16 protein-coding genes and 3 pseudogenes are annotated in these 15,752 nt (G+C 70.3%); 8 read left to right on the top strand and 11 right to left on the bottom strand.

Going from position 1 to position 15,752, the window contains the following annotated elements; translation table 11 throughout:
- Nucleotides 1–10 precede the first annotated feature (10 nt).
- On the bottom strand, nucleotides 11–217 hold the full coding sequence (locus WMF46_RS40290; RefSeq protein WP_437982071.1) for a hypothetical protein: 207 nt from the start codon (nucleotides 215–217) through the stop codon (nucleotides 11–13).
- Nucleotides 218–445: 228 nt separating this feature from the next.
- Between WMF46_RS40290 and WMF46_RS40285 the strand changes: the two genes are divergently transcribed.
- Nucleotides 446–1,126: a TetR/AcrR family transcriptional regulator gene (locus WMF46_RS40285; protein ID WP_437982070.1), complete on the top strand. Its 681-nt coding sequence runs from the start codon at nucleotides 446–448 to the stop codon at nucleotides 1,124–1,126.
- Between the two features lie 135 nt (nucleotides 1,127–1,261).
- Entirely contained in the window at nucleotides 1,262–2,014 is a 753-nt protein-coding gene (locus tag WMF46_RS40280; protein WP_437982069.1) for an SDR family oxidoreductase, read from the top strand.
- Between the two features lie 187 nt (nucleotides 2,015–2,201).
- Here WMF46_RS40280 and WMF46_RS40275 read toward each other — a convergent pair whose 3' ends face one another.
- Nucleotides 2,202–2,687, bottom strand: a complete 486-nt coding sequence (locus WMF46_RS40275) for a DUF4260 domain-containing protein (RefSeq protein WP_437982068.1) — start codon at nucleotides 2,685–2,687, stop codon at nucleotides 2,202–2,204.
- A 71-nt stretch (nucleotides 2,688–2,758) separates the two neighbouring features.
- Here WMF46_RS40275 and WMF46_RS40270 point away from each other — a divergent pair.
- Nucleotides 2,759–2,911, top strand: a pseudogene (locus WMF46_RS40270) (helix-turn-helix domain-containing protein); the annotation flags it as partial.
- A gap of 45 nt (nucleotides 2,912–2,956) precedes the next feature.
- Here WMF46_RS40270 and WMF46_RS40265 read toward each other — a convergent pair.
- Nucleotides 2,957–4,509, bottom strand: a protein-coding gene (locus WMF46_RS40265; RefSeq protein ID WP_437982067.1) for an IS3 family transposase whose coding sequence is annotated in 2 segments (ribosomal slippage) — nucleotides 2,957–4,041 and nucleotides 4,041–4,509 — 1,554 coding nt in all. Because the reading frame shifts where the segments join, the coding sequence is not laid out codon by codon here.
- Nucleotides 4,510–4,629: 120 nt separating this feature from the next.
- On the opposite strand from WMF46_RS40265, the gene WMF46_RS40260 reads away from it, so the two are divergent.
- Nucleotides 4,630–5,388, top strand: coding sequence for a LysR substrate-binding domain-containing protein (locus tag WMF46_RS40260; protein WP_437982066.1), 759 nt, complete (start codon nucleotides 4,630–4,632; stop codon nucleotides 5,386–5,388).
- Nucleotides 5,389–5,475: 87 nt separating this feature from the next.
- Nucleotides 5,476–7,350 carry a metallophosphoesterase family protein gene (locus WMF46_RS40255; RefSeq protein ID WP_437982065.1) on the top strand — a complete coding sequence of 625 codons (1,875 nt, stop codon included), beginning with the start codon at nucleotides 5,476–5,478 and terminating at the stop codon, nucleotides 7,348–7,350.
- Between the two features lie 111 nt (nucleotides 7,351–7,461).
- On the opposite strand, the gene WMF46_RS40250 is transcribed toward WMF46_RS40255, so the two are convergent.
- From WMF46_RS40250 to WMF46_RS40220, 7 genes and pseudogenes are all read right to left on the bottom strand, one after another.
- Nucleotides 7,462–7,677, bottom strand: a complete 216-nt coding sequence (locus tag WMF46_RS40250) for a hypothetical protein (protein ID WP_437711724.1) — start codon at nucleotides 7,675–7,677, stop codon at nucleotides 7,462–7,464.
- A 255-nt stretch (nucleotides 7,678–7,932) separates the two neighbouring features.
- Nucleotides 7,933–8,049, bottom strand: a pseudogene (locus WMF46_RS40245) (hypothetical protein); the annotation flags it as partial.
- A 160-nt stretch (nucleotides 8,050–8,209) separates the two neighbouring features.
- The gene (locus WMF46_RS40240; RefSeq protein WP_437982064.1) at nucleotides 8,210–8,461 is read right to left on the bottom strand and encodes an addiction module protein; all 252 of its coding nucleotides are present in this window, start codon (nucleotides 8,459–8,461) and stop codon (nucleotides 8,210–8,212) included.
- A 251-nt stretch (nucleotides 8,462–8,712) separates the two neighbouring features.
- Complete coding sequence (locus WMF46_RS40235; protein WP_437982063.1) at nucleotides 8,713–9,207, bottom strand: DUF3368 domain-containing protein; 495 nt, start codon at nucleotides 9,205–9,207, stop codon at nucleotides 8,713–8,715.
- The gene (locus WMF46_RS40230) at nucleotides 9,204–9,491 is read right to left on the bottom strand and encodes a UPF0175 family protein (RefSeq protein WP_437982062.1); all 288 of its coding nucleotides are present in this window, start codon (nucleotides 9,489–9,491) and stop codon (nucleotides 9,204–9,206) included. Before WMF46_RS40230 ends, WMF46_RS40235 begins: the two co-directional genes overlap by 4 nt.
- Nucleotides 9,492–9,650: 159 nt before the next feature.
- Nucleotides 9,651–10,088 carry a hypothetical protein gene (locus tag WMF46_RS40225; protein ID WP_437982061.1) on the bottom strand — a complete coding sequence of 146 codons (438 nt, stop codon included), beginning with the start codon at nucleotides 10,086–10,088 and terminating at the stop codon, nucleotides 9,651–9,653.
- Between the two features lie 363 nt (nucleotides 10,089–10,451).
- A complete protein-coding gene (locus tag WMF46_RS40220) occupies nucleotides 10,452–10,802 on the bottom strand; it encodes an addiction module protein (RefSeq protein WP_437987993.1) in 351 nt (116 codons plus the stop codon).
- A 7-nt stretch (nucleotides 10,803–10,809) separates the two neighbouring features.
- Between WMF46_RS40220 and WMF46_RS40215 the strand changes: the two are divergent.
- Nucleotides 10,810–11,120: pseudogene (locus WMF46_RS40215) on the top strand (hypothetical protein); the annotation flags it as partial.
- Nucleotides 11,121–11,151: 31 nt separating this feature from the next.
- On the opposite strand, the gene WMF46_RS40210 reads toward WMF46_RS40215, so the two are convergent.
- Entirely contained in the window at nucleotides 11,152–12,102 is a 951-nt protein-coding gene (locus WMF46_RS40210) for a TauD/TfdA dioxygenase family protein (protein WP_437982060.1), read from the bottom strand.
- A 723-nt stretch (nucleotides 12,103–12,825) separates the two neighbouring features.
- Between WMF46_RS40210 and WMF46_RS40205 the strand changes: the two genes are divergently transcribed.
- Both WMF46_RS40205 and WMF46_RS40200 read left to right on the top strand, forming a co-directional pair.
- Nucleotides 12,826–13,227 (top strand): DUF6968 family protein, encoded by a 402-nt coding sequence (locus tag WMF46_RS40205; RefSeq protein ID WP_437982059.1) that lies wholly within the window; start codon nucleotides 12,826–12,828, stop codon nucleotides 13,225–13,227.
- Nucleotides 13,228–14,072: 845 nt separating this feature from the next.
- Complete coding sequence (locus tag WMF46_RS40200; protein WP_437982058.1) at nucleotides 14,073–15,743, top strand: hypothetical protein; 1,671 nt, start codon at nucleotides 14,073–14,075, stop codon at nucleotides 15,741–15,743.
- Nucleotides 15,744–15,752 lie beyond the last annotated feature (9 nt).

The raw sequence follows: 15,752 nt of genomic DNA, 5'->3' as shown, positions 1-15,752 counted from the left end.
TCCGCTCCCGTCAGGGCATCGGGTACACGAGCGAGAGCCCGGCGACGCACATCTCGTCGAACGTATTCCCCTCGCCGTAGGCCACATCGATCGTCGAGATCATGTTCGCCTCCTTGAGCGCCTTGACCACGTACGGGTTCTCCGTCGAGTTATTGTACGTGCACCGGATCTGGAGCACATCGCCTGGCTCGAGCGTCGGGAGCGTCTCGAATTGCACAATAGAAGTTCCGCGAACTCCACGGAGCCATGGTCGATCTGATCGCGCTCATGAATCAGCCGCAGCGCGATCAGGCGCTGCTCGGTCGAGTCGACATCGTGGTGACCGAACGCTGCAACGAAGGCGCGACCGGCACGACGCGCTGGCTGCTCGACGCCTCCACCTGCAAGTCGTCAGCGAGCCATGGGGCGCTTTACGCGCGAGGTTCACGGTGTCACCCTCCGCTGGATGACGGACGCCAAGGCCGCCTATCACCACGGAGATCTGCGCAATGCGCTGGTGGAGACCGCGACCGAGCTCGTGCGCACCTCCGGCGCGGAGGGCTTCAGCCTCCGCGACGCCGCCCGGACGCTCGGGGTCTCGGCGAACGCGACCTACCGGCACTTCGACAGCAAGTCCGCGCTGCTCACGGCGGTCGCGAGCGCGGAAGCGGACAAGCTCGCGCGGAGGATGCGACGCAAGATGGCCGACGCCGAGCGAGCCCTCGAGGGACGAGACGACGCGGAGATCGCGATCGAGTGTTTCAAGGCGATCGGTCGCGCGTACGTCGCCTTCGCGACCGAGGAACCGGAGCTCTTTCGTCTCATGCACGGGCCGAGCGGCCTGTGTCAGATGAAGCGTGAGCCACGTGCGGACGCCGCGGACCATCCCACGGCGGATCGGATCCTCGGTGAGGCGCTCGACCGTCTGGTGAGCGGCGGGGTGATCCCGCCCGAGAGCCGCATCGACGGCGAGATCCGCGCCTGGACCGTGGTCCACGGCTTCGCTTCGCTGGTGCTCGACGGCGCCTTCGCCACGGTCGCTTCGCGCGCGGAGGTGCTCGAGGGCCTCCTGGACTTCGCGCTTCGAGGGCTCGGCGCGAGCCAGGCCGGCGCGAAGGGGCCTCGGCAACGGCGGCGGCGCCCGTGACCCTCGCGTCCTGACGACCGGCCCGAACCGCGCCGTTCGCGCGCTCGTGCGACGCGATGTTGACACTGTGAACTCTGGCGCCTATGTTCACAGTGTGAATATCGGGGGTGCGCATCCACAAGGAGCGAGCGTCCAATGGCGAAATTGAACGGGAAGGTCGCGGTGGTGACGGGTGGGAGCGACGGCATTGGGCTCGCGACGGCGAAGCTCTTCGTCGCGGAGGGAGCCACCGTCTACGTCACGGGTCGGAGGCAAGAGAGGCTCGACGAAGCGGTCGAGGAGATCGGAGGCGGCGCGGTCGGCGTCCAGGGCGACGTCGCCAACCTGGCCGACCTCGACCGGCTCTTCGCGCGGATCCGTCGAGAGCAGGGCAAACTCGACGTCGTGTTCGCCAACGCCGGCATCTCCGGGGTCGCGACGATGGGCGCGATCGACGAAGACCACTTCGACCGCATTTTCGGCGCGAACGTCAAAGGGCTGCTCTTCACGGTGCAGAAGGCCCTGCCTCTCATGAAGCGCGGAGGCGTCGTCGTCCTCAACGGCTCGATGAGCGGGAGCAAAGGCTTCCCGAATCAGTCGGTCTACAACGCCACCAAGGCCGCCGTGCGCTCGTTCGCGCGGACCTGGACGACCGACCTGAGAGGCAGCGGCATCCGCGTGAACGTGGTCTCGGCGGGGGCCATCGACACGCCGGGCATGCGCCGCTTCGTCGGCGGCCACACAGCGGCTGCAGAGGCGCAGATCTCGGGCCTCAGTCAGTCCGTGCCGCTCGGGCGGTTCGGGGGCGCGGAGGAGGTCGCCAAGGCCGTGCTCTACCTGGCGTCGGACGACAGCAGCTACGTCGCGGGCGCCGAGCTGTTCGTGGACGGCGGGGTCGTCGCGGTTTGAATGTCGTGACGTCAACTCCGCTGCGTGAGCCCCACCTTCCGGGATAGCCCGCCCGCGCCCAAGATGGCGGCGTGAACACCACGCCCCGGGGCGTTGGCGCAGGCGGCCACGCGACCAGCGGGCGCGCTCGTCGAAGGTGGCGCGACGCTCCACCTCGGGACGGTGGCCGACGCGCTGGAGCGGCTGGTCACCGCCGTCCCCTGGGGACGAAAGAGCGCTTCGCGCCCACGCGGCCGAGGTGCGTGTCGCCGAACGCCGTCCCGTACTTGAGCCCATAGCCCAGCATCCGATCGAAGCCGATGTGCCCGACCCAGATCGCCGCGCCGAGCAGCAGCGCCGGCGAGCCAAGCGCGACCGACGCGACCGCGAGCAGCGCCGGAGCCAGATGGCTGTGCCCCGCGTTGTAGGCCGCCGCGCCCACCCGCGGGCCCGCAAGGTAGCCGAGCATCGACAGGTCGGGCAGGAGGAACAGCGCCGCGAACCATCCCCAGCTCCCGCCCAGGTGGCCGTAGGCGAGCAGCGCTGCTCCGAGCACGAGCGCGCCCTCGAGGCGCAGGAGCGCGCGCGGCATGCCCGTGGCCCCGCCCGCCGAGACCCCGCAGGTGGGCTGCGGCGCGGGGCGGCGGGTAGAGGGAGCGAGGTCGAGCGCAGGGAGCATCGCGGCGGTGGTCATGGTCGTTGTCCTCGTCGTGCGGACCGGCGCGGGTGCCGGCGACGTGGAGAGCATGGTCGCTGCGGGTGCTCATGAACATTGTACAAATGCGTCCATCCGCTCATCATCTTTTGATGAGCCCAGCCGAGCCCTCGTGGGACCTCTACGGTGCCTTCCTTGCCGTCATGCGCACCGGCAGCCTCTCCGCCGCCGCGCGCGCCCTCGACGTCGCGCAGCCCACCGTGCGCCGCCAGATCGGTGGGTGTCAAGATAGTTGTCCGTTGATTCGGTCACATCCTCGTGAGTGCTTGAGCCTCGTGCGTGTGGGGGTTGAGGGTCACGGGGCCGATAGGCGTCCAGTTGCGTGTCTGGCCGGTCCAGCGCCGGGGCGTCCTGCGGCGGGCCCGCTGGTAGAGGGCGTGCCGGGCGGCGAGGAGCGCGCCATCGCGGCCCCGGTGGCGCTCGTCGGGCGTAACGAAGCGGATGCTGCTGTGCAGGTGCTCGCCGTTGTACCAGGCGACGAAGCGCTCGACCCACTGGCGCGCCTGATCCACGGTGGCGAACGGGCGGCGGGGGTACTCGGGCCGGTACTTGAGAGTGCGGAAGAGGGCCTCGGCGTAGGGGTTGTCGTCGCTGACGCGAGGGCGGCTGAAGGAGGGCACCACGCCCAGGCGCTGGAGCGTGGCGAGCATGGTCGAGCCCTTCATCGGCCCGCCGTTGTCCGCGTGCAGCACCAGGCAGCCGGAGCCCACGGCTTCGCGGCCGCAGGTCTGCTCGACGAGCCGAGCGGCAGCTAGCATCGACTCCTCGGCCTCGACCGACCAGCCGACGATCTTGCGGCTGTAGACGTCCACGATCAGGTACAGGAAATAGAACGCTCCGCGCACCGAGCTCTTGAGGTAGGTGATGTCCCAGCACCACACCTGATTGGGCTTGTTGGCGACGAGCGCGCGAGGACGATGGGCGCGTGCCGGTCGAGCCGGATTGCGGTGCGCCAGCAGCCCCTGCTCGCGAAGGACGCGATAGAAGCTCGACTCAGAAGCGACATACACGCCGCGGTCGGCCAGGCGCGGCACGATCTGCTTGGGCGAGAGGTTGCGGAACTCGGGGCTGTTGGCCGTCTCGACGATGCGCCGGCGCTCGGCCTCGGTCAGCTTGTGCACCGGGGAGTGGCGCGGTCCGGCGCGGCCGTCCTCGCCACCGGCCTCAGCTCGCCAGCGGGCCACGGTGCGTGCGCTGAGCCCGAGCGCACGGCAGGCCGCCGCGAGCGTGGCACCGCCACGGACGGCCTCGCCGATGAGCTCAAGTGTCACTTGTCGGTCTCCGAGTCCGTGTCGTCTTCCCCGTCCCCCCAGATGGCCTGGGCTTTTTTTTGGAGCACCAGGATGGCCGCCGCCTCGGCCAGCGCCTTGTCCTTGCGCCGCAGCTGCCTCTCCAGCTCCCGAACACGTCGCGACGGGGCCGAGCCGTGCCCGGGCTTTGCCGGCCCGCCCAGCGCCTCCAGCGCGGCCTTGCGCCACTCGGCGAGCTGCGCCTCGTGCAGCCCCTCGCGACGGAGGAACTCGCCCAGCTCCCGCTCCGAGAGCGCGGCGGCTTCCGTCACCGCACGCAGCTTCTGCTCCGGGGTCCAGTCCTCCGGGCGGCGAGCGGCGGCAGGAGGCGTGGGCGCGGAGCGGCGAGCGTCGTCGGACATGGGCGCGAGGCTACGAGCATCGCGAAGCCAGCGCGAGAGCGTCGTCTGATGCACCCCGGTCTCCGCGGACAGCGCCACCGCCGTCGGTCCTCCTGGGGCGAGGAGCCGTTGGATGATTTTTCTTTTGAAGGATTCTGAGTACTCTCTCACCTCAAAGCCTGTCTCCGCTCCCCGAAACCGGTGATCTGATCCTGAGTAAGCGGATCAGAGGAGGCGACAACTTCTCTGACACGGGGGGAGATCGAGCAGCTCGAGTCGCAGCTCGGCGTCGTGCTGTTCACCCGCGCGCCGAACGGCCTGGTGCCGACCGAGCTCGCGCTTGCCACGCTGCCCTACGCCGAGTCCATCGCCGCGAGCGCGCGCGCCCTCGTGCGCGCCGTGTCGAGCCCCACCGATGCCGACCGCGGCACCGTGCGCGTCACGTGCAGCGAGGTCGTTGGCGTCGAGGTGCTTCCCCCGATGCTCGCCCCGCTCCTCGTCGCTCATCCGCGCCTTCATATCGAGCTCGTCGCCACGAATCGCACCGAGGATCTCCTGCGCCGCGACGCCGATGTCGCCGTGCGCATGGCGGAGCCGACGCAGGCCGGCCTGGTGAGGCGCTGCGCCGGGCGCATCGAGCTCGGCCTCTTCGCCACCAAGGCGTACCTCGCCGCGCACGCTGCCCCGACGTCGCTCGCGGGGCTCGTGCCGGGCCACGCCCTCATCGGCGCCGACGGCTCCCGCGCCATCATCGACGCGCTCGCCGCCGCCGGGCTCGTCACAACGCCGCGCGATTATGCGTTCCGCAGCGACAGCGACATCGTGAAGCTCGCCGCGGTGCGCGCCGGCCTCGGCATCGGGGTGTGCCAGCTCCCGCTCAGCCGGCGGCCGGTGCCGCTCGTGCGCGTGCTGCCCGCGCTCGCCTTCCACCTGGACGCCTGGGTCGTCATGCACGAGGATCTGCGCGCCGTGCGCCGCGTCCGCCTCGTCTTCGAGCACCTCGTCGCGCAGCTCGGTGCCTACGCGACCCAGGCACGCGAAAGGGCATGATCGCTCAGATGGGCCTTGCCCGGCCAGGGCGACGCCCGTTCGCGCGAGGCGGCCGACGGGAGCCGCGCCCGGGTATAGTCGCCGCCTATGCTCGATCGCCAACAGGTGTTGCACCAGACGCGGACCCGGCTGCACCCGGAGCGCATCGCCCGGCGGGAGGGCGCGCTCGCGCGAGCGCGCATGCTGATTGAGAGCTCCCTCGGGCAGCTCGACGAGACCGGCCTCCGGCGGCTGCTCCAGCTCTTCAACGCCGACCACGTCGACGGCCGCGACGTAAACAATCGCTTCGCCACTGGCCTGGTCGGCAACAACGCGAACCTGCTGGTCGCCGCGCTGGACAGCGTGAACGCGGCGGTGCCTTCTTTATGGCAAGCCGACGATGCCTGGCTCGCCGAGCACCTGGCCGCGCTCCGCCGCGGGGGCAGCCTGCCGGGCGGCGGCTGGCTGTTCCCGTCGATGATCCTGCACACCCGGGATCCCATGCGCTTCTCGCCGGCGACCACGACGATGGCGCGGGGGCTCGCCGCGATCGACGGCGGCCCGCCCATCGCGCTCGGCAAGCCGACCGGGTACCTCGACTACAGCGCACGCGTCCGCAAGCTCCTCGAGGAACACACGATCTCGCCACACGGCGCCGACGTGCTGCTCTGGCAGGGGGCCCAGCTCGCGGGAGAGGCCGCGGACTCGGACGCGGGCGAGCTCGAAGAATCCCCGGCCGCGACCCCCGCGCCGGAGCCCGCGCGGCCGACCGCCGGACGCGACGCCACGACCGTCGGCCTGGCCGCTCGGGGTCTCGACTCCTCGGCCAAGCTGTCGCGCCCGACCCGCCCTCCCGAGAAAGACCCGAGCGCCCCGCGGCCAGCGCCGTCCACGCCCGCGAGGCCCGCTTCGGTCGGCTGGCTGCACCTCACCGACCTCCACCAGGGCATGGGCGGCACGAGCTGGCTGTGGCCGAACGTCATGGCCACGCTGTTCGACGACCTCGCGCGCCTGCACGACCTGTGCGGCCCGTGGGACCTCGTGCTGTTCACCGGGGACCTGACCCAGCGCGGCAGCGCCGACGAGTTCAAGAAGCTCGACGCTACCCTCGACAGGCTGTGGCGGCGCTTCGACCAGCTCGGCTCGCAACCGCGGCTGATCACCGTGCCCGGCAACCACGACCTGAGGCGCCCCAGCGATCTCGATCCGTACGTGCTGGCCCTCTCGCAGTGGCACGCCAACGCGCGCCTGCGCGACCAGGTGTTCGACGTGAATGACAGCCTCGGCTACCGCGAGCGCCTCGCGCAGATCTTCAGGCCCTACACCGCGTGGGTCGATTCTTGCCGGTGGCACGTCCGTGACCGCCGGACGCTCGGCATCCTGCCGGGCGACAGCTCGTACTCGCTGTCGCTCCACGGCCTCGAGCTCGGCGTCATCGGTCTCAACTCGGCCTTCCTGCAGCTCACCGGCGGCGACTACCAGGAGCGCCTCGCCGTGGACCCGCGCCAGCTCCACGTCGTCTGCGACGAGGACGCCCCCGAGTGGTTGCAGCGCCATCACATCAACCTGCTGCTCACCCACCACCCGCCCGAGTGGCTCCACCCGCAGGCACGCCAGGACTTCCGCCAGGAGGTGGACCCGGCCGGTCGCTTCGCCGCCCACTTCTTCGGCCACATGCACGAGGGCACCGCCACCTCGACCGCCCACGGCGGCGGCCACGCGCGTCACGCCCTGCAGGGCGCCTCCCTCTTCGGTCTCGAGGAGCACGACGGCCCCGGCGGCCGCAGCGTCACCCGCCTCCATGGCTTCAGCGCCGGCCGCTTCGAGCTGCTCCCCGGCGCCGCGCAGGCCCGCGTGCGCGTCTTTCCCCGGCGCATGTTCACGAGCGCCGGCGGGCGGAAGATCGACCGTGACGTCTCCGCCTACCACCTCGATGAGCGCGGCTCGTTCGCCTACGAGGTCCCGACCGGCCGCCGCACATGACGCCTCGCCCGCGTCACGCTCACCCTCCGGCAACTGGTCGTGGAAGGCGGCAGTACTCACATGCCCCCTGGGCGCGCCGCTGGACCAGCTCTCGCGTGTCGCTCGGCAGCTTCACGACGCCGCGCGCATGCTCCATACCTCCTCTGCCTGAAGCTTGAGGAGGCTAAGCATGTCGTTCAAGCGGACGACCTCGGTATATTCTCGGTGCTCTTCAGGCGTGAGGACGCCGCTTGTGCTCTTCTGAGCGAGCTCCTCGACGCGGGGCGCCAGGTCCTTGCTGACGGCGTCGAGCGCCGCCTCGAGCTGCTCGATGGTTCGCTTCTCCATGCGTGTCTCCGTCTTCAGCGCCTCGCGGCAGGATGTCATTGGTCTGCCGTCCAAGGTCCGCCACGGATCGGCGGCCGTGCAGCCCACCCGAGCATCAAACGCATCAGCGAGGCCGGCTGGGAGGCGGACTGGGCCAGCGACGGCGGCCGGGGCACGCCGGGCCAGGGCGGCGGTGGAGGCGGCGGCCGCAGGGGCGGGCTCGGCGTGTGCGGCGCGGCGTCCAAGGGCCTGTTGGGACCGCATGCGGCGCTCCCATCACCTCTTTCTCCAGTAGCCCGGCCTCTGCTTTGCGTGGGCGATGGCCACGACAAGAATGCGCGTCGGCTCGTCTCGGTACACGACGAGATAGGGAAACCGTGTCAAGCGCACCCGACGCGTCCCATAACGGGTGGTGGGTCAGCGGTCCGGCGCCTCCGCAATTCGGTTCAATGCCGCCTCGATCTCTTCGGCGAACCGTGCCGCTACGCGTGGATCCCGTTCCGCGTACCATGCCGCAGCCTCCTCGGCTTCCGCGAGTGCGGCTGGCAGGACCTCAAGGAGCTTCACGACGGCCGTTTGCAGCCGCCAGGATGCGGCGCCTGGCTTCCGGCCAAGGTACCGGCGTGACGACTCCGGCGTCGACGTCGGCGAGACGTTGCTGGATCTCCTCGGCCCACGCAGCCTCGGCCCCCTCGGTCGTCTGCTCGGTCTCGTCGAGGCTCTGGATCAGCGCGGCCGCCACGGCCGCTCGGTCCTCCGCCGACAGACGCAGCGCTGCGACGAGGACATCCTCGACGTCGCTCATGATGCAGGGAGCTTACCGCAAGTTCGGCAGGGTCACGAGCCGGGCCCGCCTCGGCGCGGGTCCTGGGCCGCGGGTCCTGGGCGCATCGGCGAGGCTGGCTGGGAAGCGGACTGGGCCGTCGACGGCGTCTGGGGCACGCCGGGCCACGGCGGCGGCGAAGGCGGCTCCTGGGCAGCCCCGGGGAGTCTCCTGGGCAGCCCCGGCGTCGTCTCTTCATGCAGATTCGTAATTCTTGAGCTTCACGCCCGTTCTCAGGCTTCTCCGGCGGCCGCGAGGACGTGCTGCTTCAGCGCGGCGCCGATGTGAAAACCTTGACGACCGAGCGCGTCGATCCACGCTCGGACCTCGCCAAGGTGCCCCTGACGTTTCCCCTCGAGCAAGACGCCGAGGGTCCCCGTCATCCGTAGCCCGTGTCGCCGGCCCACCTTTCTGCCGTCAACCTCGTCGATGAGCAACAGCGACGCGCTCCTCTCGACCGCCAGCGCGATGGCCGCAGCCTCTCCGGGGTCGAGCTGCACGAGGAGCTGCCGCAGAAAAGGCCCATCGAGCGGCGCGGCCACGACCAACGCATTGGCACCTGGCGCCTCACGCCAAGCGCCGAGGGCGTGCTGGCCTCGATCGAGCTCGTCGACCACCTGGGCGGGAACGAGCACGCGCCCGAACAGAAGCCCGAGCAACGGAAGCTGTCCGATCCGGAGGAGGTGCGACACGGGCGTGTTGTTCGTCACCACCAGCGGCGTCGTCATGGGAGCTCGCCACTGCCCGCGGCTCGCCGGAACGCAGCGAGGTCGGCGAGATCCTCATCGAAGTCCTCGACCGTGAGCCGTGACGGGATCCCGCGCTGCCCGAGGAGGTCGTCGAAGGCAACCCGATCCATCCCCGACAGCCGGCGAGCGGCGGCCTTGGGCAAGAGCTCGCGAGCGTACAGCTGCACGGCCAGCTCCCGCTTGAGCACGGCCTCCCGCTCGACTGGCGGAATGCGTGCCTCGTCGAGGATGTCGTCCGAGATCTCGAGGTTGAACGAGCCCATGCTGCCTCACGTCCTGCCGGTGCACCCCGAGGATCCCACCCGACGCCGCGGCCTGCAAGGCCGAGATGCTCCCCGCCCTACACTGCCCGCGGTCGACGGCCGGGCGAACGCTCACGTGACCCCGGGGTCCACTCCACGCGAATCTCGCGTCGACGCAGCTCACTCATCGTCGGTGGGATCGTCGTCGGGAGCGACGTCCGCCGGGATGGCGCGCTCGCCCGTATTCTTCAGGGCGGACCACGTGGGCGGATTCTCGATGGCCGCACCGAGGCGGCGCATGTCCTTCTCGAAGTAGGGCACATAGTGCTTGCGTATCGAGTCGTAGCTCGACTTCGGCAGCGCTCGCTCCTTGACCTCGTGAAGCAGTTCGTTGATGCGGTCGTTGCTCATGCCGCCGAGGACGCCCCCATAGATGATCGCGCGGTGGGCGGGATGTCGTCGTTTGCCGGCATAGAAATGCTTTGCGTTCAGAATCAAAAATCCAGATTCGTGACGGCGTTCGACTGTGGATCGACGATGATCTCGGGAGAGGACGGCGTCGCTGTGGAGACGCTCCGGTTTCCTGAATGGCTGGAGTCGGAGCTCGCCCGCGCCCACACAGCGCCTTGACAATCACCCGCAGCGCGAAGAGGCGTCGGGTGCATTGCCGTACTGGGCGGGCCATTCACAAGGCACGAGTGAGCCAGTACAGCGGACGTCGCTTTGCATGCGCGATGGCGAGCACGAGCGTGTGCTCAGGGTGCACCTCGAACGCAATGACGTACGGAAAACGGTCGACGATCGCTCTGCGAATGATCCGTGGTGCAGGAGCGGTCCCTGGCCAGATCTGAAGAGATGTCGGGGCCTCTCCAATCTTATCGAGCATCGACGAGGCACGAGACCTCAGCGATGAACTCGTCGCCCAGCCCGGGGCGCCTCTCGTCGTAAGAGATGGCCCCCGCACGAAGCTCAGCGCGCGCTTCAGAATGAAGCTCGACCCGCACGCCGGTCCTCGAGCTCCTTCAGGATCTCCGCGCGTGCCGTGCCCCAGTCGACCGTCTGGACCTTACCCTCCGCGACCTCGCGCGCGCGGCGCGTCAGCTCACCCGTCCACGCTGCTGCGACCTCCTCGGCGTCGGGCTCCTCAAGGCTGGAGAGCACTTCTTCTGCCAGCCGGGCCCGCTCGTGGCGGGGCAACAGCAGCACCTGCGCGAGGAGCTCCTCGGTGGACATAGGGGAATTGTAGCGTGGCTCGGGTCCGCCACGCACGGCGATGCGGCCTTCAGCTCGATGGCTCGCCGCGCCCGCCAGGCTGGTCTGCTCGCGGGCCAGAACAGGCATCAGGGAGGCCGGCTGGGAAGCGGACTGGGCCGGCGACGGCGGCTGGGGCACGCTGGGCCAGGGCGGCGGCGGAGGCGGCCGCAGGGGCGGGCTTGGCGTGTGCGGCGCGGCGTCCAAGGCGGGCGCCGGGGGAGGCTCGGGCGGGCCGGCGGCTGCGGTGGCCGAGGCGGCAAGGGGGGCGAGAGCGGCTACCCGAGCATCGGCATCGTCGCGCTGCACGCCAGAGTGACCGTGCGGGACAGCGAGATAGAGACGCTCGACGCCGGCCAGGGCGGCGACGGCGGCGAGCCCCAGCGAGGCGGACGAGGCGCCGGCGCGGAGACGGCGTGGGGGCGCGGTGTCAACCGAGCACGCCGAACAGCTCGCCTTCGAGCGGCCGCGAGCGGAACCCGTCGGGCCCCTGGGGCAGCTCGCCTGCGACGGTGATGCGGCGAACGACGCGCGGCAGGTCGAAGTGGGCGTAGTCGATGGGGCCGGCGTGGGCGGTGGCCTGGTTGTCCCATACGGCGATGGCGTTGGGCGTCCAGCGGAAGCGCACCGCGTACTCGGGCCGCGTCACCTCGTCGGCCAGCATGTCGAGCAGCGCCTGGCTCTCGCGCTCTCGCAGGCCCACGATGTGGCTCGTCGTCCCCGGGTTGACGAACAGCGATTTGCGGCCGGTCCGCGGGTGCACGCGCACGAGCGGGTGAAGCGCGGCGAACGGGCCTACGGCCCTGCGGCCCGGCCTGGGCTCTCCGCTATCGTAGCTGCTCGTGCGGTGGACGGCCTGGAGCCCGTCGACGAGCGCCTTGATCGTGGGCGACAGGCCGTCGTAGGCGCACTCGAGGTTGCTCCAGAGCGTGTCGCCGCCATACGGCGGGATCTCCACGCCGCGCAGGATGGAGTACCTGTTCGGGTTGGCGACGAAGGTGATGTCGATGTGCCAGCCCTTGTAGTCGCGCGGCGGCTTGGCGGTGGGGATGGAGAGGTCCGACCGGTGGTTCTCCTTGTACTCGGCGGCCTTTCGTTCCCAGATCTCCGGGTGCTCAGGGAGCCCCAGCGCGATCGGGTGGGCCGGCGTCAGCGGGCCGAAGGTGCGGCCGAAGGTGAGCAGCTGTTCGTTGGAGATGTCCTGCTCGCGGAAGAAGATCACCTTCCATTGGAGCAGGGTTTGCTCGATTGCCTGCACCGTGGCTGGGGCCAGCGGCTTGCGCAGGTCGACGCCGTGGATCTCCGCCCCGATCACGGGCGTCAGCGGTCGTACATCCAGCCGCAGAGGGTAGGTCTGTTGTTCGGCAATGAGGGCGGACATGGCACTCTTCTCGCAGTCTTGAACGAGCCTGGACGCCAGCTCGCGGCTCGCCCTGAGCATGCGCCGTTCCAGTCCGGTGACTCGAGAAATTCATGTAGGGCCGCACAGCTCGGGGCATGGCTCACCCCGCCGTGGCGACGCGGTCGCGCGGTCCGTCGCGCCGAGCGCGCGTGGAGCAAGCGGGGGCTCTCGACGATGCACGGCGAGGTGTGGAAGCGTGATGTGCCGCCGCGCCTGTTCCGCAGGCAGCAGCCTTGCGGGCGCAGTGTTGCTCACGAAGCAGTCCCCGGGGGATCGCCCCGGAGGGAGCGACCCAGGTTGGGGACCCAGGGTGGAGGGAGCCCGACCCAGGTTGGGGGCCGCGGTGGTCGGCGGCGGGCGCGGGTCCGGGTGTATCCGTTCGGTAGAGCCCATCTGACGCCGAGCAGGCCAGGGACATAGGCTTGCCGTGCGGTGAAAGTTGAGTTCGCCGGTCGCGGTGAGCAGGCCGTACTTCTTCGCCGTCCGGCGAAGAGAATTCCCCCGGAGGATCCACTCCTCGATGAGACGCTTCGCCGGATGAGAGCAAATGACACAAGCACCGGATCCTCGCTTGAGGGCCGGTTGCTGGGCGGCAGCGAAGGGTGGATTGGTCGCGTGCCTCGGCTGGTGTTACTGGCACTACGGTACGTGAAGAGGGCGTCCGCTTGACACCCTGCGGGAAGGGGCCGCAAGGTGCGTCCTATGCAGGACGACACCCCGCTCGAACCCATTGCAGAACGCCGCCTCTCGGTCGTAGGCGAGCCCAGCCGGATGGTGACCGTGACCATCGGCAAGCCGGTGCAGAAGGCGTCCGGTGACTGGGCCTGTCCGGTAGATATTCAGGGAATTCCAGATCCCGTCCGAGACTCGGCCTACGGTGTGGACGCGGTCCAGGCGTTACAGCTCGCGTTCGAGACGGCTCGTCAGTCCCTCAAGAAGGCTGGGCTTCCCGTCACCTGGTGCGACGGGGAGCCCGGAGAGACGGGTTTCCCCATGGCCGTGCCGTACATCTTTGGCCGCGCTTTCGAGGACAGGATGGAGCGTGTGATCGAGGATGAGATCGAGAAGGCCGTGGAGGCGAAGAAGAAGGGGGCGCCCGGCTGACCCCCCTCCCGGGGCACCATGCTCCGAGAGGGGGCTGGGCCGCGGGTGTCGATCACCGCTTGTGGTCTGCTCTACGCAACGCAGAGGCTCCAAGACAGCATGCAGGGCGCCGGACCCGTACAGACAATGTGCGCCTGCCTCGCCACCGCCACATCGACCTACTCTACCAGCGCCGCGCGGACCCCGCCGTGCCCACCGAGGAGGTCGGCGGCGCCATGGCACGACCTCGTGCGCAAGGAGGGCCGCTTCCTCCGCCTGTCCGAGGTCGGCGAGCAGCCGATCCGCCGCGCGCACGCCGTGCACCGATCGCGGTGCTCAGGGCGGGCTCTCGAGCGTCGGCGGCAAGGGCGGTGACCGATTGCCCGGTGGCGCGGAGGACGGGCGCGACGGCGAGCCGACGCCTTTCGCCGATAGCCTCGCCGATGCTCCGGCCCCTCATTCCGAGGGGCGCTGGCCCCGACAAGGAGGCGTATTTTTACCGTGGCAAAGGCGTCCCCGCGCTGACACGCGAGGAGATCCACCCGCTCCGCGGCAAGATCGAGCTCCTGCGCGCCACGCAATCGCGCTGGCAAGCCCTCCGAACCCAAGGACAGACAAACGCCTTGCGGCATCGGACTGTTTTTTCTCATCCGAAGCGACGATCTGTGGCGATTTCTACCCCGTTGACCCTGTGCGGCTCGCGGACGTACCGTCCGTGCATGCGTGTCGTTGAGCCATCGCTGCACGGCTGCCCGACGCTCGGCGGGACCACACCGGCCTCCGAGGGCCTCCGCGCCGTTCCGGTGGCGGTTCGCGAGCAAGCAGGGCTGCTCCGTCGGGACGCGCGGTGAGGCGGAGGGGAGCTCATGCGTCGTCGGGTCGATGATCGAGCCCGCGGGGTTGCTCGTGCCATCTCGCTCCTCGCGATGGCCTCGATGGGCGTCGCCGGTATCTCCGGGTGCTCCTACGCCGAAGACTGCGCGACGATGTACACCTGCGAGCCGCTCCCCGGCGAGATGCCGCCGCAGCTCCCGGCGTCGCCGTGCGACGGCGATCCTGCGAAGAGCCTGGCGAAGGACGGGTGCGGGGTGTTCGTCAGCGCGTCGTCAGGCGACGACGGGAACCCTGGCACGAAGGGCGCGCCGGTGAAGACCTTGCAACACGCGATCGGGCTCGCCGCGCACGGACGAGGCGACGGCAAGCCGCCGACCCGGCGCGTGTACGTGTGCGGCGGGTCGTTCGAGGAGGAAATCACGCTGCCTTCCGGGGTCGACCTCTGGGGCGGCCGCCGCTGTGAGGGCGGCGACTGGTCGTACGCGTGGTCGTTCGGCGGGCCGGACGAGCCCACCGTCATCGCGCCGCCCGAGGGGATCCCGCTGCGGATCCTCGAGGGGGAGGACCTGCGGGCCATCCCCGGGGACGACGCGACCTCCATGATCCTCGGCGTGCGCGCCGTGGCGGCGGACGCCTCGGCGCCGGATGGCAAGTCGTCGATCGCGATGATCTTGAGCCCGGGAGCCCGGGCGATCGTGCGGGACAGCAAGATCGTCGCGGGCAACGGCAAGGACGGGGAGCCGGGCGAGGACGCGTCCAGCGAGCGGGGGTGGGACGGGGAGCCGGGGAACCACGGCGCGCACGCCTGCACGGCGGACGTCGCGACGGGCGCCCTTCCGGTTGTGACCGTGTGCGACGATGGAACCGAGTCCATTGGAGGCTACGGGGGCGACGGCGGGCTCGACGCAGGGGGCGACGGGGAGCCGGGACAGCCGGAGCCGGCAGTGAATCCGGGGGGCAAGGGCCTCGCGGGGACCGGCGCGCGCAGCAGCGCGTGCACACCGGGGGCACGGGGCGCCGAAGGTGACGATGCCGGGCGCGCTGCCGGCGCTGTCGGCGCGGGCTACCTCTCGGAATCGTATGGCTGGGTCGGCATCCGGGGCGAGGACGGCAAGAGGGGCGGCGTCGGCCAGGGAGGGGGAGGCGGCGGCGGCGGCAGAGGGCGAGACGGCACGATCGCGTGCCGCGCGGGCGGACCGCAGGGCGGCGCTGCTGGCGGCTCGGGCGGGAGCGGCGGTTGCGGTGGCCGGGGCGGCATGGGGGGCGGCTACGGCGGCTCGAGCATCGGTATCGTCGCATTGCAGGGGAGCGCGATCACGCTCAAGGCGACCGAGATCACCACGGGCAACGGGGCTCAAGGGGGCGCCGGCGGAAGGGGCCAATTGGGGGGCCTCGGTCGCGGTGGCGGCTCCGGCGGGGTTCACCATGACACGGACATGTTGAACGCATGCGGCGGCGGGGGTGGAGGCCGTGGCGGCCGCGGCGGGGACGCCGGCGGCGGCATCGGGGGCTCTTCCTATGGCGTCGCGTTCGTTGGTGCCTTCTTGAGCATCGATCCAGGCGTGATCGTCCGCGCCGGACAGCGGGCCCAGGGCGGGCCAGCAGGCAATGCGGCGCCTGACGACGACCGGGGCCGTGGCCAGAGCGGCGACATCATGGCCTACCGGCCGTTCGATGCGCCCGATCCAGGGCCTCCCCAGTGACCGTGGCGG

This window comes from Sorangium sp. So ce117, from assembly GCF_051524395.1.
Taxonomy (GTDB): Bacteria; Myxococcota_A; Polyangia; order Polyangiales; family Polyangiaceae; genus Sorangium; species Sorangium cellulosum_B.
Note: the sequence above shows the minus strand (reverse complement) of the source record. Positions and strands in the feature narration are given on the sequence as shown.

Excerpts from the sequence above, each read along its gene's own strand:
- WMF46_RS40280 (WP_437982069.1), top strand. The coding sequence starts at position 1,262 with ATGGCGAAATTGAACGGGAAGGTCGCGGTGGTGACGGGTGGGAGCGAC.
- WMF46_RS40275 (WP_437982068.1), bottom strand. The coding sequence starts at position 2,687 with ATGACCACCGCCGCGATGCTCCCTGCGCTCGACCTCGCTCCCTCTACC.
- WMF46_RS40240 (WP_437982064.1), bottom strand. The coding sequence starts at position 8,461 with ATGAGCGACGTCGAGGATGTCCTCGTCGCAGCGCTGCGTCTGTCGGCG.
- WMF46_RS40200 (WP_437982058.1), top strand. The coding sequence starts at position 14,073 with ATGCGTCGTCGGGTCGATGATCGAGCCCGCGGGGTTGCTCGTGCCATC.
- WMF46_RS40285 (WP_437982070.1), top strand. The coding sequence starts at position 446 with ATGACGGACGCCAAGGCCGCCTATCACCACGGAGATCTGCGCAATGCG.
- WMF46_RS40255 (WP_437982065.1), top strand. The coding sequence starts at position 5,476 with ATGCTCGATCGCCAACAGGTGTTGCACCAGACGCGGACCCGGCTGCAC.
- WMF46_RS40235 (WP_437982063.1), bottom strand. The coding sequence starts at position 9,207 with ATGACGACGCCGCTGGTGGTGACGAACAACACGCCCGTGTCGCACCTC.
- WMF46_RS40205 (WP_437982059.1), top strand. The coding sequence starts at position 12,826 with ATGCAGGACGACACCCCGCTCGAACCCATTGCAGAACGCCGCCTCTCG.
- WMF46_RS40230 (WP_437982062.1), bottom strand. The coding sequence starts at position 9,491 with ATGGGCTCGTTCAACCTCGAGATCTCGGACGACATCCTCGACGAGGCA.
- WMF46_RS40210 (WP_437982060.1), bottom strand. The coding sequence starts at position 12,102 with ATGTCCGCCCTCATTGCCGAACAACAGACCTACCCTCTGCGGCTGGAT.
- WMF46_RS40250 (WP_437711724.1), bottom strand. The coding sequence starts at position 7,677 with ATGGAGAAGCGAACCATCGAGCAGCTCGAGGCGGCGCTCGACGCCGTC.